The 19497-nt window shown below is 42.3% G+C and carries 19 protein-coding genes and 1 pseudogene; 9 read left to right on the plus strand and 11 right to left on the minus strand.

All coding sequences use genetic code 11. From position 1 onward, the window contains the following. Positions 1-79 precede the first annotated feature (79 nt). Both M5E07_RS14655 and ruvX read left to right on the plus strand, forming a co-directional pair. Positions 80-634, plus strand: a complete 555-nt coding sequence (locus tag M5E07_RS14655) for a YqgE/AlgH family protein (protein WP_104441194.1) — start codon at positions 80-82, stop codon at positions 632-634. Next, a complete protein-coding gene (gene ruvX, locus M5E07_RS14660) occupies positions 627-1070 on the plus strand; it encodes a Holliday junction resolvase RuvX (RefSeq protein WP_131264105.1) in 444 nt (147 codons plus the stop codon). The genes M5E07_RS14655 and ruvX overlap by 8 nt, the downstream gene beginning before the upstream one ends. Positions 1071-1113: 43 nt before the next feature. Here the strand turns inward: ruvX and M5E07_RS14665 are convergent, their stop codons facing one another. Genes M5E07_RS14665 through M5E07_RS14675 form a run of 3 tightly spaced genes read right to left on the minus strand, consistent with a single transcriptional unit; the run spans position 1114 to position 4455 of the window. Further along, positions 1114-2118 (minus strand): HlyD family secretion protein, encoded by a 1005-nt coding sequence (locus M5E07_RS14665; RefSeq protein WP_252220344.1) that lies wholly within the window; start codon positions 2116-2118, stop codon positions 1114-1116. Positions 2119-2156: 38 nt separating this feature from the next. Continuing rightward, a complete protein-coding gene (locus M5E07_RS14670) occupies positions 2157-2366 on the minus strand; it encodes a DUF1656 domain-containing protein (protein ID WP_116758782.1) in 210 nt (69 codons plus the stop codon). A 1-nt stretch (position 2367) separates the two neighbouring features. Further along, positions 2368-4455 carry an FUSC family protein gene (locus M5E07_RS14675; protein WP_252220346.1) on the minus strand — a complete coding sequence of 696 codons (2088 nt, stop codon included), beginning with the start codon at positions 4453-4455 and terminating at the stop codon, positions 2368-2370. 439 nt (positions 4456-4894) lie between these two features. Between M5E07_RS14675 and M5E07_RS14680 the strand changes: the two genes are divergently transcribed. Further along, on the plus strand, positions 4895-5671 hold the full coding sequence (locus M5E07_RS14680; protein ID WP_252220350.1) for an IclR family transcriptional regulator: 777 nt from the start codon (positions 4895-4897) through the stop codon (positions 5669-5671). A gap of 254 nt (positions 5672-5925) precedes the next feature. Here M5E07_RS14680 and pgsA read toward each other — a convergent pair whose 3' ends face one another. From pgsA to M5E07_RS14700, 4 genes are all read right to left on the minus strand, one after another. Next, on the minus strand, positions 5926-6513 hold the full coding sequence (gene pgsA / locus M5E07_RS14685; RefSeq protein WP_131264143.1) for a CDP-diacylglycerol--glycerol-3-phosphate 3-phosphatidyltransferase: 588 nt from the start codon (positions 6511-6513) through the stop codon (positions 5926-5928). Between the two features lie 108 nt (positions 6514-6621). Beyond that, positions 6622-7416 (minus strand): thioesterase family protein, encoded by a 795-nt coding sequence (locus M5E07_RS14690; protein ID WP_252220354.1) that lies wholly within the window; start codon positions 7414-7416, stop codon positions 6622-6624. Between the two features lie 101 nt (positions 7417-7517). Beyond that, the gene (uvrC, locus tag M5E07_RS14695; RefSeq protein ID WP_252220359.1) at positions 7518-9323 is read right to left on the minus strand and encodes an excinuclease ABC subunit UvrC; all 1806 of its coding nucleotides are present in this window, start codon (positions 9321-9323) and stop codon (positions 7518-7520) included. Positions 9324-9462: 139 nt separating this feature from the next. After that, positions 9463-9843 carry a winged helix-turn-helix transcriptional regulator gene (locus M5E07_RS14700; RefSeq protein ID WP_116758787.1) on the minus strand — a complete coding sequence of 127 codons (381 nt, stop codon included), beginning with the start codon at positions 9841-9843 and terminating at the stop codon, positions 9463-9465. Positions 9844-9947: 104 nt separating this feature from the next. On the opposite strand from M5E07_RS14700, the gene M5E07_RS14705 reads away from it, so the two are divergent. Then, positions 9948-10949 (plus strand): zinc-binding alcohol dehydrogenase family protein, encoded by a 1002-nt coding sequence (locus M5E07_RS14705; RefSeq protein WP_252220363.1) that lies wholly within the window; start codon positions 9948-9950, stop codon positions 10947-10949. Between the two features lie 67 nt (positions 10950-11016). On the opposite strand, the gene M5E07_RS14710 is transcribed toward M5E07_RS14705, so the two are convergent. From M5E07_RS14710 to M5E07_RS14720, 3 genes are all read right to left on the minus strand, one after another. Continuing rightward, positions 11017-11439, minus strand: a complete 423-nt coding sequence (locus tag M5E07_RS14710; RefSeq protein ID WP_252220365.1) for a PH domain-containing protein — start codon at positions 11437-11439, stop codon at positions 11017-11019. Between the two features lie 113 nt (positions 11440-11552). Next, positions 11553-12467, minus strand: a complete 915-nt coding sequence (gene lpxO, locus M5E07_RS14715; RefSeq protein ID WP_252220367.1) for a lipid A hydroxylase LpxO — start codon at positions 12465-12467, stop codon at positions 11553-11555. A 147-nt stretch (positions 12468-12614) separates the two neighbouring features. After that, positions 12615-13592 carry a hypothetical protein gene (locus tag M5E07_RS14720; protein ID WP_252220370.1) on the minus strand — a complete coding sequence of 326 codons (978 nt, stop codon included), beginning with the start codon at positions 13590-13592 and terminating at the stop codon, positions 12615-12617. A gap of 450 nt (positions 13593-14042) precedes the next feature. On the opposite strand from M5E07_RS14720, the gene fadB reads away from it, so the two are divergent. The 5 genes and pseudogenes from fadB (at position 14043) to M5E07_RS14745 (ending at position 19118) form a co-directional block, all read left to right on the plus strand. After that, positions 14043-16196: a fatty acid oxidation complex subunit alpha FadB gene (fadB, locus tag M5E07_RS14725; RefSeq protein ID WP_252220372.1), complete on the plus strand. Its 2154-nt coding sequence runs from the start codon at positions 14043-14045 to the stop codon at positions 16194-16196. 12 nt (positions 16197-16208) lie between these two features. Continuing rightward, entirely contained in the window at positions 16209-17381 is a 1173-nt protein-coding gene (gene fadA, locus M5E07_RS14730) for an acetyl-CoA C-acyltransferase FadA (protein WP_116758793.1), read from the plus strand. A 167-nt stretch (positions 17382-17548) separates the two neighbouring features. Next, entirely contained in the window at positions 17549-18172 is a 624-nt protein-coding gene (locus M5E07_RS14735) for a PH domain-containing protein (RefSeq protein ID WP_116758794.1), read from the plus strand. A gap of 31 nt (positions 18173-18203) precedes the next feature. After that, positions 18204-18299, plus strand: a pseudogene (locus M5E07_RS16410) (hypothetical protein); the annotation flags it as partial. Between the two features lie 120 nt (positions 18300-18419). Beyond that, on the plus strand, positions 18420-19118 hold the full coding sequence (locus M5E07_RS14745) for a YidX family protein (RefSeq protein WP_252220377.1): 699 nt from the start codon (positions 18420-18422) through the stop codon (positions 19116-19118). 60 nt (positions 19119-19178) lie between these two features. Here the strand turns inward: M5E07_RS14745 and M5E07_RS14750 are convergent, their stop codons facing one another. Then, positions 19179-19451 carry a hypothetical protein gene (locus tag M5E07_RS14750; protein ID WP_252220380.1) on the minus strand — a complete coding sequence of 91 codons (273 nt, stop codon included), beginning with the start codon at positions 19449-19451 and terminating at the stop codon, positions 19179-19181. Between the last annotated feature and the right edge of the window lie 46 nt (positions 19452-19497).

The raw sequence follows: 19497 nt of genomic DNA on the forward strand, positions 1-19497 counted from the left end.
AATAACGCAAAGTCTTGTAAGTTGAAAGTATACGGACTGTAGTCATCGCATAGATGACTTTTAAAGGAGAAATGCTTAGGTGACCAAACAATATCTCACGCATCGTTGCCTGATTGCCCCGCCAGAAATGAAAGATGAGTTTTTTGCTCATACCGTCATTTATTTGGCTCGACATGATGATGAAGGTGCGCAAGGCATTATTATCAATCGACCTTCTGGCATTTCCGTAAAAGAATTACTTAATGATCTAGAAATTGATGCAGATAATGTACATCCGCATGATGTGTTACAAGGTGGCCCTTTACGCCCAGAAGCAGGCTTTGTATTGCATACAGGACAACCGACTTGGCATTCATCGATTGCCGTTGGAGAAAACGTCTGCATTACCACCTCTAAAGATATTTTAGATGCGATTGCGCATAACGAAGGTGTGGGACGCTATCAAATTGCTCTAGGCTATGCCAGTTGGGCCAAACATCAACTGGAAGATGAAATTACCCGCGGCGATTGGCTGATTTGCGATGCCGATATGGATTTAATTTTTAACTTGCCTTATGGCGACCGTTGGGACGCAGCATACAAAAAAATGGGCGTCGACCGTAATTGGTTATCTTCAGAGATTGGTCATGCCTGATTTATCTCAACCGCAATTAATTATGGCCTTTGACTTTGGCACACAAAAAATGGGCATGGCTGTCGGGCAGTCTATTATTTCCAGTGCTAATCCACTGGCTTTATTTCCCATGAAAGATGGTATTCCCCATTGGGACAATTTACTAAAACTGGTCAAACAACATCAACCGAACTTATTTTTAGTCGGATTACCGTTGAATATGGATGATAGTGAATCGGAGCTTTCAACCCGCGCACGTAAATTTGCTCGTCGTTTGCGCCATCAAACCAATATTGAAACCTTGATGGTCGATGAGCGCCTAACCACCCGCGAAGCACGCGATGAACTCGATCATTATCAAGCACAAGGTCGTGGGAAAAAACTTTCTGCCGATAGTCTTGCTGCCGCATTACTGATCGAAAGTTGGTATCGTCACCCCGAAGGTGTACAACCTTAAAGCTTGATCTGGAAAAGGACGAATATCTCCTTTTCCATATTTATTACTGCTTGGTCTGGATATGAATGGTTGCGGTTCGACCTGCAACAAAAGCCAACTGGTTTTTCGGCATTTCATCTAACACAATTTTCACAGGTACCCGCTGGGCCAAACGCACCCAAGTAAAAGTTGGATTTACATTTGCCAACAAGGTAGAGCTACTCGAACGTTCACGATCTTCAATCCCTGAAGCAACCCCCTGCACATGACCTTTAATTTTCTGATCATCCCCCATCAACTGAACCGTAGCAGGATCACCAATTTGAATATGGTTCAATTTGGTTTCTTCAAAATAACCGACCACATACAATTGCTGACGATTGACCAAGGCGGCAACAGCATCCCCTGTTTTGACATAATTACCCACCTGTAAACTAAAGTTAGATAAGCTCCCATCGGCGGGAGCAAGTACCTCGGAGCGGGTCAAATTGAGTTGCGCCAAATGCAAATTACTGTTTGCCACTTCAATTAACGCTTTTTGTTGCACAATATTGGCTTTGGCCTGTTCAATGGCTGCCAACATTTGCTCATGCTCGGCATGCGATTGATCGCGCGCTGCGAACATTTGATCCTGTTCTTGTTTCGAAATTGCCCCCTCCATCAAATTGCCATAACGACTGGCATTTTTATCTGCCAAATTGGCATTGGCTTGAGACTTAATCACGTTGGCTCTCGCTTGGGCCAGTGCAGCTTCTGCTTCTGCCAAACCTGCATGGGCTTTTGCTAAATCTGATTTTGCCTGCTCTACATCCAGTGCCTGACGTGCGACATCAATTTTAAACAGCACCTGTCCTTTTTTAACGCTTTGGTTATCTTGAACCAAAACCTGAGTGACTAAGCCAGAAACATCCGAAGATACTTGCATAACGTCCCCTCTAACACGACCATCACGTGTCCAAGGTGCTGAATTATAATAATTCCATAAATGCACCACCACGTAGATCGCTGCCAGTAACATCACGGCTGTGACGATGGGGCGGATTACTTTACGTGTATCTAAGGTATTCATTTCTGTTTCCTCTTATCTAATTCAATCATTTGTATGGCCTAAATACCCCAAAACACCAAAAACCCTTCATGCACGCCCATTAATAAAATAATGTAGAGGCAGATATTGAAGACCCCTGGCAATGCGACCCAACCTTGATCCAGCCATGGGTTGGTCAAGATTGAAACCAATTTAAAGACTAAAAATGCAACAATTGCTTGAATCAAGAAAACAGGAATATAAACTCCATACGCATTGAACTCGCCCATCTCAAGCTCCTGTCTTTATCACATGTATCATTTCCTCTGAGGGTGGCTCATGGAAAATACTGCTGCGAATATTGTTGATATTCATTTTTACCCGCATACAAAAATCCGCATTCGGTTCGGCTGCTAAGCACTGCTCTACATGCTGCAACTCAGCAAAAACCTGCTGCTTTAAGCCTTTAGGTAAAATCTGTTGCTTTTCTTGCACCCAAAAGGCTTGTTCTAAACTGTGTTGTAAGGCAATAAAAGCCTGTTGTAAGTTCACACTAATGTCTGGATTCTGAACAAATTCAGCCAGTCGACTCAGATTGATGGCTGCACTGGTTTCAATTAATGCTAAATTCATGGCCTGTTTGAGCTGCTCGGATTGAACCAGCTTGGTATTCAACACCCCTATACGGTCAAGCATACTGCGTAAATGAATCCGAAACTGAACCCCATAAGGAATAAACAAGGCCTCACGCATGGCACGGTAATGCAACGCCAAAATTCGACTAGCACTGGTTTCTGGGGACATGGCTCGAATAAAATAAATAGCAAAAATCGAGATAATTGGACCCACAACCCCTGCCAAAGCGGTATCAATCAGTAAGACTGCATCAGTGCTATAACGATTTTGCAAATTTAAACTCATGATGAAGTTAATCAACATCGGTAATGCCAAACCCATTAAAGGTGGATTCGGCAACATGCTCAGCAAGTACAACGACAGAGGTGCCAGTACAAATGCCAACTGCCAGAACTCATGCACTTCAGGCATAATCACAAAGGCATAGAACATAGTAATGATTGCCGCATAAACTGAACCACGAATAAACAAGCGCAACGCAGGTACAGGGTTGTCTAAGCCTGACAAAATACACACCGTGACTGCGGTCAACTGCGCCATCATATAGCCTGCATGCCAACCACTATAAATCCAGAGCAAAAATGAAATAATCGTGGCAATCACTGCGGCGACAGCACTCCGTACCGCCACACCATGATCTCGATGCAAACTCGGGTACGAGGTAGTTAAAGTGACAATCTGTTCTGGAATACGTTTATTGCCTTGCTGAATCAAATCCCATAAACATTTAATGGTCACTACATTTTCTACAAAATGGCGAATGTCCATTTTCAAAGCATGCAAAATGATCTGTTGTTCAGCCGTCGCCAATTCCGATAACGCAGTAAAATCTTGCTCAAAATTGTTAGGTAATTGTTTTAGTTGATCAACTTGCACATGTTGCTGTGCGCGTAAAAACTGTAATACATGCTCATACAGCACTGGTAAAACTTGCCGATAACGGGTATCTATTTGATCTAGCTGTGCAACCCGTTCAGACATAGCCACCAGATTAGCCACAGTCATGCTGACTTGGTGCAATAATTCTTGCAGTGACTTGGTCATGCCTTGTAGGGCGCCACGTTCATAACTTAAATGTACTGCCAAGCCATGAATATCTGAGGTATCACGGGTAATTGCCGCCAACAGTTGGGTATAACGATGGCTGTGTTCTGGATCGGTTAAAATGCTGCGAAAAACTTGGCGGGTATCATCCAATGTCTTTTGCACTCGCTTTTGCACCAGAGTCCCTAAATGTACTGGAAACAAGGTGCTCGATACCACCGCACTACATAACACAGCGACTGAGATTTCCAAAATTCGCCCCAAAGCCATATCAAAAACGCTATGGGTACTAATGCTATTGATTGAGCTACATACCACCATGACCGTGGTATAACCTGCCAACATAAAGACATAGCTACGCGGCGTACGGTCCAATAAAGAGAGATATAGGCATAGCCCCACCCACCCTGCTAGAACCAGTGTAAAAAAGATAGGAAGCTCAATAAATTGTGGTGTCAGCACAATCGCAACAATCCCACCGATCAACGTCCCCAAAATGCGGTAGACCGCCTTAGAGGACACCATCCCTGCATAGGGATGTGCCACAATAATCACCGTGCCTGCTGCCCACATGGGATAAGTTAGGTCGAGTGAAAATGCAATAAAAAGCGCCAATAACATCGCTACAAAGGTTTTCACAGCAAAAACCATATCCACGCGACTAGGACGAAAGGCCAAAATTGGCTTAATTAACAACATCACCCCATCCTGTAGACGAAGTTGAATGGATCATCTTTTTCAAAGTCACACCAAGGTCGACAATATCAATATGCAAGCTCTGTCCCATCCGCTGAATTGCGGTAACAGAAGATATTCAAAAATGAGAGGGCAGCTTTTAACGTGAGGAAAACGTCATAGCCGCAATTCAAGCGTAAATTTTGAACAGAAAAATTTACAGTGAGAAGTTCAATCCTATTATTTTCATAATAATTACGGTAAAAGTCAAATAAAATATCTTATTGTGATAATTTGATTTATTATTTATAAGCTTATTGGCATTAAATTTAATCAAATTATCGATGATCGTTTAATTTAAAATCTGCCATCGTTTTATGACAAAAGCTCTGCATGACCAACAACAATTTGTTATAACATCACTTTAAATGTCTTTTTCTTTTTGACGTTGTGGCTTCTTCTTATGACACTTTCTAGTTTTGGTAAAATTCTCACCGTTTTAGACCTGTTTTCAGTGTCTCGCCCAATCATTAATGTCGATATCATTAGTGAAGAACTTGGCCTTTCTAAACCAACCAGCTATCGCTATTTAAAAGAATTGGTTTCTGCTGAACTGTTACAGCGCCTAAGTGGGACATCTGGCGACTATACGCTTGGCTCAAAAATTGCCATTTTAGATTATATTTCGCATAAATCTAATCCATTGATTCAAATCAGTATTCCATTCATGAAAGAAATTGCTGAACGAACAGAATTTTGCTGTCTATTGACGCATTTAAATCATGATTCTTGTATCGACTTACATCATGAAGTCACCAAAGGGGTAACTTTATTGTCCTACGGTCGAGGCTGCCCTCGCCCAGTCTATGTAGGGTCATCTCCAAAAACCATTATTTCACACTTACCCAAACAAGGTATTTTAGATTATTACCAACGTTTTTCGACCCAATTGGCGGAAGTTGGATTTGCTCAGAATGACCAAGAATTTCTGAATAAAATGAAAAAAATCAAGAAACAAGGCTATTATTTCTCAAATGGTGAAGTCGATCCAAACGTATCAGGGCTGTCTGTTCCAATCAAATTTTCCAGTAAAGAACCCCCTTTGGCGTTAACCGTACTCGGCTCCAGAAAACGTTTTGAATTTGTCAACTTAGACAAACTCATTGAAGTCTTACATAGCAATGCTGCCTTGATTGAACAACAATTTCTTGCTTTATCGACGACACCAACTGAAATGTAAGTTGTGTCACGTATACAAGAATTGAACAAATTGATTTAGCTTTTCTGGTTGATAAAGCCAATATATTCTCATAATATGATTATAGTTCTTCAGCGGCTTTATGTTTCCATGACATATTGCATGCGTGATTCTCCTCAGAGTTAAAAAGCTCAAGCAGTGTCTTGGGCTTTTTAATGTGTGGAGTATTTTAGATTGCTGTTTTAATTTTCAGACATAAAAAAACTCCATATTTGGAGTTTTTTTTATGCGATCAATTAAGGCTGCTTTAAATACGGCCATGCCGCTTTTAAATAAATGAACATTGACCATAAGGTCAGCACGACTGCGGTGTACAGCAGTAAATAAGCCAGCGTTTCTAAAGGTTGCCAGTTGAGTAAAAACACTGAAATTGCAATCATTTGAAAAGCTGTTTTGTATTTACCGACGGTAGAAACGGCCACATTGGTCCGCGCCCCAAGCTCTGCCATCCACTCTCTTAATGCAGAGACCGTAATCTCACGCGAAATAATCACAATTGCCGCAAAAGCCATTGAAATTGACGGCTGCCATTGCACCAAGACAATTAATGCCGCTGCAACCATGAGCTTATCTGCCACAGGATCAAGGAAACGACCAAAGGCAGACGTCTGATTTAAAGTTCTTGCCAAATAACCATCAAACCAATCTGTCACCGCAGCAAGGACAAAAATCGCAGTCAAAATAAGATGCCGTGTTAAGCCCCCATCATGTCCTGCAACCCCAATGGCGGGTGGCCAATAGGCAATTAATAAAAATACAGGAATCAAGGCGATACGCGCCAAGGTCAAGATATTTGGAATATTCAGGATTCGACCTGCTGTCATAGACACCGCCAACTTTTCCCCTTTATGAGCGATGACTTTATGGTTCAAACGAACACATTTAACTCATCGTATTTAGCGCCACTTTATACGAATTGAGGTACAGTGTCACTAGGCAAACACGGTAACTGTCTGCCTTGAAATCGCAATTAAACGATTTTTTGCATCCCACAAATGCGCATATTCCGTGGCATAGCCTTCCGCAGCGTAGTCAGTAAATACTTTATATTTAAACCAATCATGTAAATTTTGCTGTAATGGATTGACATAAGTCACATGCCATGTCAAAGAACTGGCAGGTGCAAACGTCTTAAATAGCGGAAAAACCCCCGGTGGCCAGATATCAAAAAGCGTCATTAGGTCGGCAACCTCAAAAGGCCGATCACTATGCTTTTCGGGATGAAACCGGCACCAACCCCCAAAGTCACTTTGTTCACTGCCAGTACATGGTATTCCACCTTCAGCCCAGCGCACATCAAACTGCTGATAACACTGTGGAAACTGGGCATTCAACTGCATATCTTGTAAATGCTGGGGTGCCATATAATTTGGCGCCATGCGTTCTTGGCGCACATGAATTTCAGAAGATCGGGCAGCACCAAAACTGGCAATTAAAATACTTTGTACGGCATCGTCTTGCCATAAGCGGACTTCAATGGTGGTCACGGACTTACCCTGACGTAAAATCTCGGCGGTCAGCCGTGCTGCGCCTTGTTGTACAGGTCCAACAAAAGTGACACTGGTACTCAATAACCGTTTAGAACTATCCGCAATGCTCACCAATGCCTTTTGCATCATCAGGCCCGCAACCACGCCACCGTAAATTGTTCGTCCCTGTAACCAGCCTGTCGGTATTTCAATCCATTCATTCTGCTCAAGTGCTTGATACACAGCTAACAGTGTCATGCCTGTCTCTTATTTTATCCTTTAGCAAAGATTGTTCACCATGTACTCGCATTTGTGAATACCATATGACTCACGCGTCACTGAGCATTTTTGCTATTTACTCACAGTGATTCATGCAAAATTTTATAAATGGTACGCGCCATGACTTCCCCCAAACCGGGCACGAGCATGATTTCATTTTCCGAAGCTTTCAGCACCCCTTGAATACCCCCAAAATGCGTCAGTAAATCACGACGACGTTTCGGTCCAAGCCCAGGAATCACTTCTAAAATGGAGGAACCCCGCTTCTTATCTCGTTTGGCACGATGCTTGGTAATGGCAAAACGATGCGCTTCATCACGCACTTGCTGAATTAAATGTAAAGCCTTGTGATCTTCGGGCAATTGGATTTTAGTGCCATCGGTGAAATGTAGGGTTTCTAGTCCAGGTTTACGCCCCTCACCTTTTGATACCCCCACCATAAAAGCATCTAATTCTAAGTCTTGCATCACCTGCATTGCCATATGCAATTGACCTTTACCGCCATCAATCAAGAGTAAATCAGGCAGCATGGCTTTTTTATAACGGCGAGTCAGCGCTTGGCGCATCGCTGCATAATCATCACCTTCGGTAATATCCTGAATCGAGAACTGACGATAATCGCGTTTTCGCGCGCCTCCTGCATCGAACACCACGCAAGAAGCAACCGTAGCTTCACCCATGGTATGTGAAATATCAAAACATTCAATCCGATCAACAGGACGCCCGACCACCTGCTCGAGTTGATGAAAACGCTCATTGAGTTCTAAATGATTTGCCAATTTGCCTTTAATGGCGTGTTGCACATTCATCTGTGCCAACTCTAACCATTCTGCACGCGTTTCACGCACATTATGTTTAATCTGGATTTTTTGTTCAAAATGCTGCTGTAAAGCCTGTTCCAATTCTTTTCGATTGGGAATTTCGACATTTACAATCAACTCATTCGGGACTTCATCCGCCACCTGAAAATAGAAGTTGGCCATAAATTCCGACAGCATTTCACTCAGATCATCGCCTAACATATCGGGGAAATAAGCTTTTCCGCCTAGCATTTTGCCATTACGGACATGCATAATTTGTACGCAGGTCACGCCCGCCTGAAAAGCAATTGCCAGAATATCGGCTTCGCCCTTAATTTTATAAATGGCTTGCTGCGCCTGTACATCACGTAATAAGGCCATACGATCACGATAAAACACCGCTTTCTCAAACTCTAATGCTTCAGCCGCGGCTTCCATTTTCTGAATCAATTCCTGATTCAACTCTTTGGTATCACCTTTTAAGAAACGGATAGAATTATTCACGTCTTCCTGATAATCCTCAGCACTGATCAAGCCGACACACGGTGCAGAACAGCGCTTAATCTGATACTGCAAACACGGACGCTTACGCTGTGAAAAATAGCTATTTTCACACTGCCGAACATTGAACAGTTTCTGAAGCACCAATAGCGTATCACGTGCATTATATGCACTCGGATAAGGTCCAAAAAACTTGCCGATTTGATGTTTGCCTTTCCCGCGTCCACTGGCAATGCGCGGATAAGGTTTGTCTGCCGAAATAAAGATATAGACATACGATTTATCATCGCGCAGCATAATATTATACGGCGGACGATGCAGTTTAATCAGATTTTGCTCGAGCAGAAGTGCTTCGGTTTCAGAACGAACCACCAAAGTTTCAATATCATAAATCCGTGCCACCAGCGCCTGAGTTTTAGGATGCTCAATGGTTTTCACAAAATAACTCGACACCCGATTCTTCAGATTTTTGGCTTTGCCGACATATAACAACTCGCCCTCTTTGCCCAACATCCGATACACCCCGGGCAAGGTGGTCATATTGGCCAGAATCTTTTCGATATGTTCGCGGGCGTTTTCGTTCACGTGCGTTAAAACCTTGGAAAGTTATTCAATGATGTGGATGTGCAAAGGGGCTTTTTCAAGCCAGTCCATTAAATCGTTTGATCGACAACCATATTCTGGTGATTTTAAAGCGATACAGCGAGCTTTAAAGTTAAAAATCTCAAGTCGGCTCTACAGCTTGAGGTTGTGGCATCACTTGTCCATACAGATCCATGTGCTCATCTCCCCAAGCTTTTAGCGCCAATAAAATTTCACGTAAGCTCATGCCTAAAGGTGTCAAACTATATTCCACCTTTGGTGGAACTTGCGGATAAACTTCACGATGAATAATTCCATCCTCTTCCAACTCACGCAGTTGATTGGTCAGCATGCGTTGGGTGACATTGGGAATCCGTTTACGAATTTCACCAAAACGTAAGGTATGCTCGGTCAACAAATGCCATAGAATGATACTTTTCCACTTGCCATCTAAAATACCGATTGCAGCCTCAACCGCACAGCCTGGACTGCAATTAAAGCGAGAGTGCTTTGCTTTACTCATTTCAATAGTATCCTTTTCTACACTATATGCAGAATTTAACCGTATATACCAAATTTAAAACTACGTTAAGATTTTAATCATAAACCCAATTTGAGATTAAAAATATGAGAGCTGTTGGATATTTACAGGCAGGTAATGCCGAACAATTACAAGATATTGAACTCCCAACACCTACCCCAAAAAACCGCGAAGTCTTGGTGGCAGTCAAAGCCGTTTCGGTGAATCCCGTCGATTGTAAAATCCGCACTCGTGTTTCACCCGAACAAGGACAATATAAAGTTTTGGGTTGGGATGCCGCAGGTGAAGTGGTCGATGTCGGTCCAGAAGTAGAACACTTTAAAGTGGGCGATCAGGTCTGGTATGCAGGCGACTTAACCAAAGCCGGCACCAATGCCGAATTTCATGTGGTCGATGAACGGATTATTAGTTTAAAACCGCAGAATCTATCCTTTGCTGAAGCAGCGGCATTGCCACTCACTGCCATTACCGCTTGGGAAATGTTGTTCGACCGTCTACAAGTGCAACAGCATGATCACCCTCATGAATCCATTTTGATTATTGGCGGTGCAGGCGGTGTTGGCTCTATGGCCATCCAACTGCTCAAAGCCAAAACCCAATTGCAAGTGATTGCCACGGCATCTCGCACAGCAACACAGGCATGGGTGAAACAGTTGGGTGCGGACATCGTACTTGACCATCGTCAATCCTTGGTCGAGCAACTACAGGCACAAAATATAACGGCACCACGTTACGTATTTTCCACCACGCACACAGGCAGTTATCTTAGCCAGATTGCTGAACTGATTGCGCCACAAGGTCGGTTTGGTCTAATTGATGATCCTGAACAGTTAGATATTAATCTGTTTAAACGTAAATCAATTGCCGTGCATTGGGAGTTTATGTTTACCCGCTCTATGTTCCAAACCGCTGACATGACAGCACAATCGCATCTACTGCAACAGGTCGCACAACTGATTGAAACAGGGAAAATTAAAACCACCTTGAATCAGGTGATGGGTAGCATCAATGCCGAACATATCCGTCAAGCCCACCATGCGATTGAATCAGAACGGACTCAAGGCAAACTGGTGCTTGAAGGTTTTTAAATGCTAAAAAAGCCCGCTGTCTAACTGATGAAAGCGGGCTTTTTATACGATTCAACCAGAGACCAATTTAACTGATCGACTGCTGCGCCTGTTGCAAAGCTTGTGTAAAAGCCTGTTTATCTTTAGGTGAAATTAAGATGAATTTGGCTTTACCCTGTTTTTGATAATCAATTCGAAGACGATCCAAAGAAAGTGCAGGTGAAGAAACTGAATTACTGCTGGGACTAATTTTCTGGATGGTAGACAATGGAATTTTCCAGGTCAAAAACATACTGCTAACGACCAATTGCTCTTCTTCAATCCGATATTGTGTGCTCCATACAGGCCACCACAGCACCGCTATGGTCAACACATAAATCAAGGTATGCACAGGATATTGTGCCATGCTTCCTTTGGCATACATGGTCAATAACAATTGAAGCAATAAGCCCGTCATCGCAATGATAAAACCGAGAATCCACCAATCTTTTTTTGAACGAAATTTTTGCATATTCTCCCCCATTTGCTCTTATCTTACACAAAAAATAGCAAACTGTAAGAGCAAGTACCCACGACTTTCAGACCTAAAAAAACGTCCCGCAGGACGTTCTGGTTTAGCAAGGCTTAGAATACGTAAGGACGGACAAAGATCAGGAAAAAAATACCTAACATCAGGAACCATTTTAAAAAATAGTACAATTTGCGATTGGTTTTCTTTAAGGCTTTGGCCTTTAACCGAGCTTGATAAACTGTTCCAAAAACCTTATTCAAACCACCCGTTTGATCCTCTGTTACATTGGGTGAACTGGCAGCCGTCATGACATTTCGACCAAACCAACGATTAAACTTTTGCATCAACCGCGTCTTTAAGGGACGTTCAACATCGGCAAAGAAAATAATGCGGTTTTGTTCCGTTTTATTCTCGGCATAGTGAATATACGTTTCATCGAACACAACGCTTTCGCCATCACGCCATGAATAACGTTGCCCATCGACATCAATAAAACAGCGATCATCATTTGGGGTGATTAATCCTAAATGATAACGCAGTGAACCTGCATAAGGATCTCGATGGCGCACCAAACGGCTATCAGGTGCCAGTTCGGTAAACATTGCAGCTTTAATGCTCGGTAAAGTCTTTAATAATTCGGTGGTTTTGGGGCATAGTTCGGCAGCGGACGGATGCGCAGAGTCATACCATTTTAAATAAAAACGCTTCCAACCTGTTTTGAAAAATGAATTAAAACCGAGGTCATCATAACTACTCGATGCTTTGATACCACCGCGTTCATACAATGCTTGGGCTTCATCTCGAATCATTTCCCAGTTTTCATCCAAAATTTTCAAATCATGAAAATATTGAGTTTCAATATATGGCTGATTCGGCACCTTGGAAAAGAGGTACATTAAAAAGTTGATGGGCGCCAATAAGGTCGAATGGTCAAAAAATTGACGGTAAAAAGAATGACGCACTTTACCGCGATTTTGGATATACATTGCTGAAATCACAAAAATCGCCAAGATAATCCACTTAATCATACAGCACTCGTTTCATTGCTTCTGATGGTCACGTCTTACAACGTGACCATGGGGCTAGACCTTAATTTTGGCAAAATCTTATCAAATTTAATGCACAAGTTCATGCCAGTATCCGATCAATGCCATCCGAACAGTCTCCCCAACACATTATCGAATAAAGCTTAAAGTCGCCAATTTGTCTGCTGCAACTTGGTTATAGATGAAACAGCCTCGCTCCAAACTGGCAATCGCGAGTTTAGAATTTCTGAGTTGTTCAGGATTATCTTGATAAACACCATAGGCAATGCTGTCTTGTTCAAACTGCATTTGATTCTTTGCTGTCCATTCACTGGCACTATTCAAATTGGCAGCATAAACCTGATCATTAAATTGTACTTTGCTTAAACCTGAAATTTCCTGTCCCGTCACACTGCTAAAAACAGCGCTCCAATTTAAGCGATCTGCCCACTGCCCTGTAGCATGTTCTACGCCAAGCTTAGGCCACTGTTTTTGTGCCAAACTGGCGGTCAACTGATTTTGCGCTTGCACCTGAGCAAAGGTTTGTGTTTCTGCACGATCCGTTTGAAAGCTAAAATAAGATTGATTATTTTTCGTGGAGATCAAACGGTAACAGGTACTGCCTTGTGGGAATTTTTCTGCACCATGTGAAGCTAAAAAGATTCGTGCATTGGCATACGGACTTTGCGTATCAAAACGTAAGTCGCGATAGCCCGGCATCACCGTATCAAAGACGTTTTTTCCACTTAATGCGACTTGTTCGAATTTCCAGTCTGTTTTCAGGTTGGCAATTAAATTTAAGGTCCAATGTGACATTGACTGCACATCAATATCCGCTTGGTAGCGCTGGGACGGCTCATACACCGCTTGTTGAGTCACAATATACTGATTCAATGGCTGGTGACTGTCTGCGGTCACAATTTTTCTATTTTGCAATTCAAAATGGGAAACGCTAAAAGCATCACCTTTATCATCAAAATAATACTGGATACGATAGTATTTGGTGCCGTTGGCAGTATCTTCTGGTGCAGGTTTGAAGTTGCTAGCACCATCGCCACCCCCTCCACAAGCACTGAGCAACGATGCGATTAAAGGCAACAGCAATAAATGTTTATTTTTTAAAGTCATGATATTTTCTTTTTTGAATGGTTGTTAAAATAAAACCCGCACAAATTTTAACTTTTCTTAATAGATAATCAAGTCCTATAAAATAAAGTCCTCTTCTTTATCATTAGTGGAAACTTCCAAAATACAATTGACTTTTTTGACACAGATTGCATAGTGATGGATGGTGGTTTTTCATTCTCCATCAAACACAAAAAAAGCATAAGCAGTACAATTTTTGTATAAAAAACAGATGCATCTTATTGAACAATTTTAAGTACGGTTTTCACTTCAATAATTTTTGCTGTAAATGAAATTAAAATTGATGACCATTGCGTCACTGCTTGATACAACTTGTTATGTTCTTTTTGGATATAGTTATCGTAAGATTAGCGAAGCATTTTCGTGCGCAGAACAAGCGAACACGCTTCAAAACATCAACTTAGAAGTCCTCCAAAATAAAGGAGATCAGGCATGATCCACGCTGGCAATGCCATTACCGTCCAAATGCTTTCGGACGGAATTGCAGAATTCCGCTTTGACTTACAAGGTGAGTCGGTCAACAAATTTAACCGTGCAACGATTGAAGATTTTAAAGCTGCTATTGCTGCTGTAAAAGCAGATAGCTCAGTAAAAGGCTTGGTCGTTACTTCAGGTAAATCTACATTCATCGTTGGTGCAGACATCACAGAATTTGGTGAAAACTTCGCGCAAGGTGAACAAGCGATTATCGACTGGGCAATGCCTGTACATGACATCTTCAACAGCTTTGAAGATTTAGACATTCCTAAAGTTGCTGCAATCAATGGTATGGCATTGGGCGGTGGTTTTGAAATGTGTTTAGTCTGTGACTACCGTGTCATGTCTGAACAAGCTCAAGTCGGCTTACCAGAAATCAAATTGGGGATCTTCCCGGGTTTCGGTGGTACAGTTCGTTTAAGCCGCGTCATTGGTATCGACAATGCAGTTGAATGGATGGCGATGGCTGCGCCGAAAAAACCTGCTGCTGCGCTCAAAGATGGCGCGGTTGATGCGGTTGTAACGGCTGACAAACTCCAAGATGCTGCAATTGACTTGGTGAAACAAGCCCTTGCAGGTCGTGTAGACTGGAAAGCAAAACGTCAGGAAAAAATTGACCCAGTCAAGTTGAACCAACTTGAACAAATGATGGCGTTCAACTCGGCGAAAGGTGCGGTTCTTGCAAAAGCAAATCCTGCGCAATACCCTGCGCCTAAACTTCTACTTGACTCATTACAAGCAGGTGCAAGCCTTCCACGTAATGAAGCATTAAAAGCAGAAGCAGCGGGTTTTGCCAAAGCTGCCATTACACCACAAGCAGGTGCGTTAATTGGTCTATTCATCAATGACCAAGTGGTGAAGAAAACTTCGAAGAAATATGAAAAAGGTGCTCACCCTGTCAACCAAGCGGCTGTATTGGGCGCAGGTATCATGGGTGGTGGTATTGCTTACCAAGCGGCAAGCAAAGGCACACCAATCATCATGAAGGATATTGGTAATCCACAACTTGCTTTGGGTATGAAAGAAGCCAATGGCTTACTCACCAAACAAGTTGAACGTAAGAAAATGAAACCTGCTCAAATGGGTGAAACGCTTGCGCGCATCCGTCCAACTTTAAGCTATGACGAGTTTAAAGAAGTGGACATCGTGATTGAAGCGGTAACTGAAAACCCTAAAGTGAAGGGTATCGTACTGGCTGAAACCGAGAAAAATGTTCGTGAAAACACGATTATTGCGTCTAACACGTCTACGATTTCAATCACACGTTTGGCTGAAAACCTACAACGTCCAGAAAACTTCGTGGGTATGCACTTCTTTAACCCAGTACACATGATGCCATTGGTAGAAGTGATCCGTGGTGAGAAGACTTCTGCTGAAGCGATTGCAACCACGGTTGTTCTTGCTCAGAAAATGGGTAAAACACCAATCGTGGTAAATGACTGCCCAGGCTTCTTGGTTAACCGCGTATTGTTCCCTTACTTCGGTGCATTCGACCTTCTGCTTAAAGATGGTGCGGACTTCCAACAAGTCGACAAAGTCATGGAAAAATTCGGCTGGCCTATGGGTCCTGCTTACTTGATCGACGTGGTCGGTATCGACACGGGCGTTCACGGTGCAGAAGTCATGGCGGAAGGTTTCCCTGACCGTATGAAGCCAGACTTCAAAGGTTCAATCGAAATCATGTACGAAAACAAACGTTTGGGGCAAAAGAACGACGTTGGTTTCTACAAATACGAACTTGACCGTAAAGGCAAAAAAGCCAAAGTGGTTGATCCAACGGCGTATGAGCTAGTTGCTTCTGTAGCGACTACCGAAAAACATGAGTTTGATGCTCAAGAAATTATTGACCGTATGATGCTTGCTTTCTGTAACGAAACTGTTCGTTGCCTAGAAGACAACATCGTAGCGACTGCGTCTGAAGCAGACATGGCGATGATTATGGGTGTAGGTTTCCCTCCATTCCGTGGTGGTCCATGCCGTTACATCGACCAAACAGGTGTTGCTGAATACGTTGCGCTTTGCAATAAATATGCACACTTAGGTAAGGCTTATGAAGCGCCACAAATGTTGCGTGACATGGCTGCTAACAACAAAAAATTCTACGGTTAAGGAGCAACGTGAATGGCTACTTTAAATCCACGTGACGTTGTCATCGTTGATGGCGTACGTTCAGCAATGGGTAAAACCAAAAACGGTATGTTCCGCAATGTACGTGCCGACAGCTTATCTGCTGAATTGGTTCGTGCTTTAGTTGCTCGTAACCAGTTTGACACCAATGAAGTTGAAGACCTGATCTGGGGCTGTGTAAACCAGACTCTAGAACAAGGGATGAACATTGGCCGTAACATTGGCTTATTGGCTGATCTTCCAAAAACTGTGGCAGGTCAAACGGTAAACCGTCTTTGTGGTTCATCTATGCAAGCGCTTCATACTGCTGCTGCACAGATTGCAACCAACCAAGGTGATATCTTCATTATTGGTGGTGTAGAGCACATGGGTCACGTCGGTATGATGCACGGCATCGACCTGAATCCTGAAGCATCTAAACACTACGCTAAAGCATCGAACATGATGGGCTTAACTGCTGAAATGTTAGGTCGTATGAATGGTATTAGCCGTGAAGAGCAAGATGCGTTTGGTGTGGAATCTCACCGTCGTGCTTGGGCTGCAACGCAAGAAGGTCGTTTTAAAAACGAAATCGTGGGTGTTGAAGGTCACGATGCCAATGGTTTTAAAATCCTTTGCGACATCGACGAAGTAATTCGTCCCGATGCCAACCTTGAAGCATTCAAAGCATTACGCCCTGTATTCGATCCTAAAGGTGGTTCAGTAACAGCAGCAACATCTTCAGCTTTGTCTGATGGTGCGTCTGCAATGTTATTGATGTCTGCGGAACGTGCTCTTGCTTTAGGTCTTAAGCCACGTGCTGTGATTCGCTCTATGGCGGTTGCAGGTTGTGATGCTGCGATTATGGGTTATGGTCCAGTGCCTGCAACTCAAAAAGCGTTGAAACGTGCTGGTTTAACGATGGCAGATATCCAAACCATCGAATTAAACGAAGCATTTGCGGCTCAAGGCTTATCCGTCATGAAAGGCTTAGGCGTATATGACAAGCAAGACATCATTAACTTAAATGGTGGTGCGATTGCGTTGGGTCACCCATTGGGTTGTTCTGGTGCACGTATTACAACAACATTGTTGAACGTGATGGAACAGCAAGATACGCAAATTGGTCTTGCAACCATGTGTATCGGTTTGGGGCAAGGTATCGCGACCATTATCGAACGTGTTTAATACACTAATTTGATGTATAAAAATCCTCGCTTTGGCGGGGATTTTTTATTGCATAACATGAAGTCTCTATCTTTTATTGAAAAGCTTAAAATTCAAAAACACGATCTAGACAGAACAATACACAGCAAATTATGATCACCACTCCAATCAATAATAAGGTTTTAATAATGTTTAAAAATATGGCAGCTGATTTAATGGGAACCAGTGATATCGGTAAGATTATTGAACCTCAAGATTATGACAAAACAGATATTGATGACTATATTTTCCATGAAGATAACGAAAAAATTTTCTTTTTAATTAAAGCCAAGACAGATGAATATTGTTTCACTAACACTGCATTTATTCATCTTGATGGCACAAGTGCAGTCAGCAAAAAACGAACGCTACATCGCTATCCATATAAATATCATCAGATTAGTCGAGTTTTGCTTGAAACTGCTGGCACGGTTGATCGAGATGTGGAAGTAAAGTTCCAACTTGGCGGAACAAGCTATTCCATTGATATTGAAAAATCCCAAATTGATAAAGTCCGAGATTTATACAAAGCATTATTTAGTATTGGCGAAGCATGCAAAGAAATTGAACGTCAAACATCGACGCTCATGCAAACACAGCAAGCCGTGAATACTATGTTTTCTCTGCGTGAGCTGCCTGAACAAGTTGTACTTAACTTACCCGATATTATTTGCCAAACAACACTGCAAGTTGAAGAAAATCTGATTAAACGCCGTAAACAAATTGAGAACTATGATTTTTCAACAATTTTTGAACGCTATATCAAACAATAGAAAGATTCATCAGCTTAAAGAAGCTTAGGCGTTGATGAAGGTAATGGAACAACAAGATATGCAAATTGGGCTTGCGACCATATGTATCGGTTTGGGGCAAGGTATCGTGACCATTATCGAACGTGTTAAATACACTAATTTGATGTATAAAAATTCTCGCTTTGGCGGGGATTTTTTATTATGGTTCTCTCAAGATTTTATAAATATTAATTTTAAAGCTTAACAATAAAGTGAGCAGGAGAACTTGATGTTTTCATCACCAGTAAAAACGATCATCAGTGCAAGCATCATAGCGATACTTTTCACAGGCTGTGCCACCAAAACCCTGATGACCAAAGACAATAAAACCTATACCCGTTCCAACAAAGTCACTTTAGTCGAAGACCAAGTGGTGGCATTTGGCAAACCTGCCCAAGTACTCAGTACGCTACCCGCCAATAGTCTAGTGATTGCAGGGCAAAAGAATAGCTACATCTTGACCCAAGGCGGAACTCAGTTTGTCTCGCTGATCACCAAACTAGACCCGAAAAATATTCAAATGACCAAAGAACTCAGTTTCTATTCAGAGAAAAATGATGGTCATTTCACAGGTACACTGCCACTGTCTTATGTCAAACTCAAAGAAGACATCAGTAAAAAAGACCTCGAATTCTTTATAGAAAATGGGGCAAAAGAGTGTTCAACTTATAGTGATGAACGCATGAAGGCTCAACGCTTCTGTTTCGACGTTGCTTTGGCTGGTGTGGTCTACCCTGCCGCCAATAATCTCAATACTTTAAAAGCGTTGAGTAAGCCTTATCAAGTCAGCATTTATACCTATCAAGAGGAAAGCTACAAATCAAAATCAGGACTCAATCCTTTTGAAAAACTGGTGTTACTGCCTTTTGCTGTAGCGATTGATGTCGTCAGCCTGCCATTCCAAGCAGCCGAAAAAATCTTTGATTAATGTTATGAACAACGAGAAGTCCAAACTCAATGGATGGACTTCTAGAACCAGTGCCAACTGTTAAGCCCGTAACTCTGCCATCAACCATGCCATGTATTTTTCTTGATCCATAAAATCGGGGGCATTGCCTGTATCCAAACTGTAATACTGCCGATTAAACTCAATCACAATTTGTTCGGTATGGTGCCAATCTTCAATTAAACGGAAATATTGGCTAAAGAAGAAACGGTTTTTACCCCAGTTACTCAGACTTTCCAGTTTGGGATAGGCTTTATTTTGTAAAAATTCGACATACACCTGTTGAATATCATCAAAGACCTGAATGGTTTTCATTGCTGTACCTGCTTTAAATCTGATGCGTGAATGTGCTCAACAGTTC

This window comes from Acinetobacter tibetensis (genome assembly GCF_023824315.1).
GTDB lineage: Bacteria > Pseudomonadota > Gammaproteobacteria > Pseudomonadales > Moraxellaceae > Acinetobacter > Acinetobacter tibetensis.

Excerpts from the sequence above, each read along its gene's own strand:
- M5E07_RS14670 (WP_116758782.1), bottom strand. The coding sequence starts at position 2,366 with ATGGGCGAGTTCAATGCGTATGGAGTTTATATTCCTGTTTTCTTGATT.
- fadB (WP_252220372.1), top strand. The coding sequence starts at position 14,043 with ATGATCCACGCTGGCAATGCCATTACCGTCCAAATGCTTTCGGACGGA.
- lpxO (WP_252220367.1), bottom strand. The coding sequence starts at position 12,467 with ATGATTAAGTGGATTATCTTGGCGATTTTTGTGATTTCAGCAATGTAT.
- M5E07_RS14750 (WP_252220380.1), bottom strand. The coding sequence starts at position 19,451 with ATGAAAACCATTCAGGTCTTTGATGATATTCAACAGGTGTATGTCGAA.
- M5E07_RS14680 (WP_252220350.1), top strand. The coding sequence starts at position 4,895 with ATGACACTTTCTAGTTTTGGTAAAATTCTCACCGTTTTAGACCTGTTT.
- M5E07_RS14745 (WP_252220377.1), top strand. The coding sequence starts at position 18,420 with ATGTTTTCATCACCAGTAAAAACGATCATCAGTGCAAGCATCATAGCG.
- fadA (WP_116758793.1), top strand. The coding sequence starts at position 16,209 with ATGGCTACTTTAAATCCACGTGACGTTGTCATCGTTGATGGCGTACGT.
- M5E07_RS14675 (WP_252220346.1), bottom strand. The coding sequence starts at position 4,455 with ATGTTGTTAATTAAGCCAATTTTGGCCTTTCGTCCTAGTCGCGTGGAT.
- M5E07_RS14735 (WP_116758794.1), top strand. The coding sequence starts at position 17,549 with ATGTTTAAAAATATGGCAGCTGATTTAATGGGAACCAGTGATATCGGT.
- M5E07_RS14690 (WP_252220354.1), bottom strand. The coding sequence starts at position 7,416 with ATGACACTGTTAGCTGTGTATCAAGCACTTGAGCAGAATGAATGGATT.
- M5E07_RS14705 (WP_252220363.1), top strand. The coding sequence starts at position 9,948 with ATGAGAGCTGTTGGATATTTACAGGCAGGTAATGCCGAACAATTACAA.
- M5E07_RS14665 (WP_252220344.1), bottom strand. The coding sequence starts at position 2,118 with ATGAATACCTTAGATACACGTAAAGTAATCCGCCCCATCGTCACAGCC.
- M5E07_RS14710 (WP_252220365.1), bottom strand. The coding sequence starts at position 11,439 with ATGCAAAAATTTCGTTCAAAAAAAGATTGGTGGATTCTCGGTTTTATC.
- ruvX (WP_131264105.1), top strand. The coding sequence starts at position 627 with ATGCCTGATTTATCTCAACCGCAATTAATTATGGCCTTTGACTTTGGC.
- pgsA (WP_131264143.1), bottom strand. The coding sequence starts at position 6,513 with ATGACAGCAGGTCGAATCCTGAATATTCCAAATATCTTGACCTTGGCG.
- M5E07_RS14720 (WP_252220370.1), bottom strand. The coding sequence starts at position 13,592 with ATGACTTTAAAAAATAAACATTTATTGCTGTTGCCTTTAATCGCATCG.
- M5E07_RS14700 (WP_116758787.1), bottom strand. The coding sequence starts at position 9,843 with ATGAGTAAAGCAAAGCACTCTCGCTTTAATTGCAGTCCAGGCTGTGCG.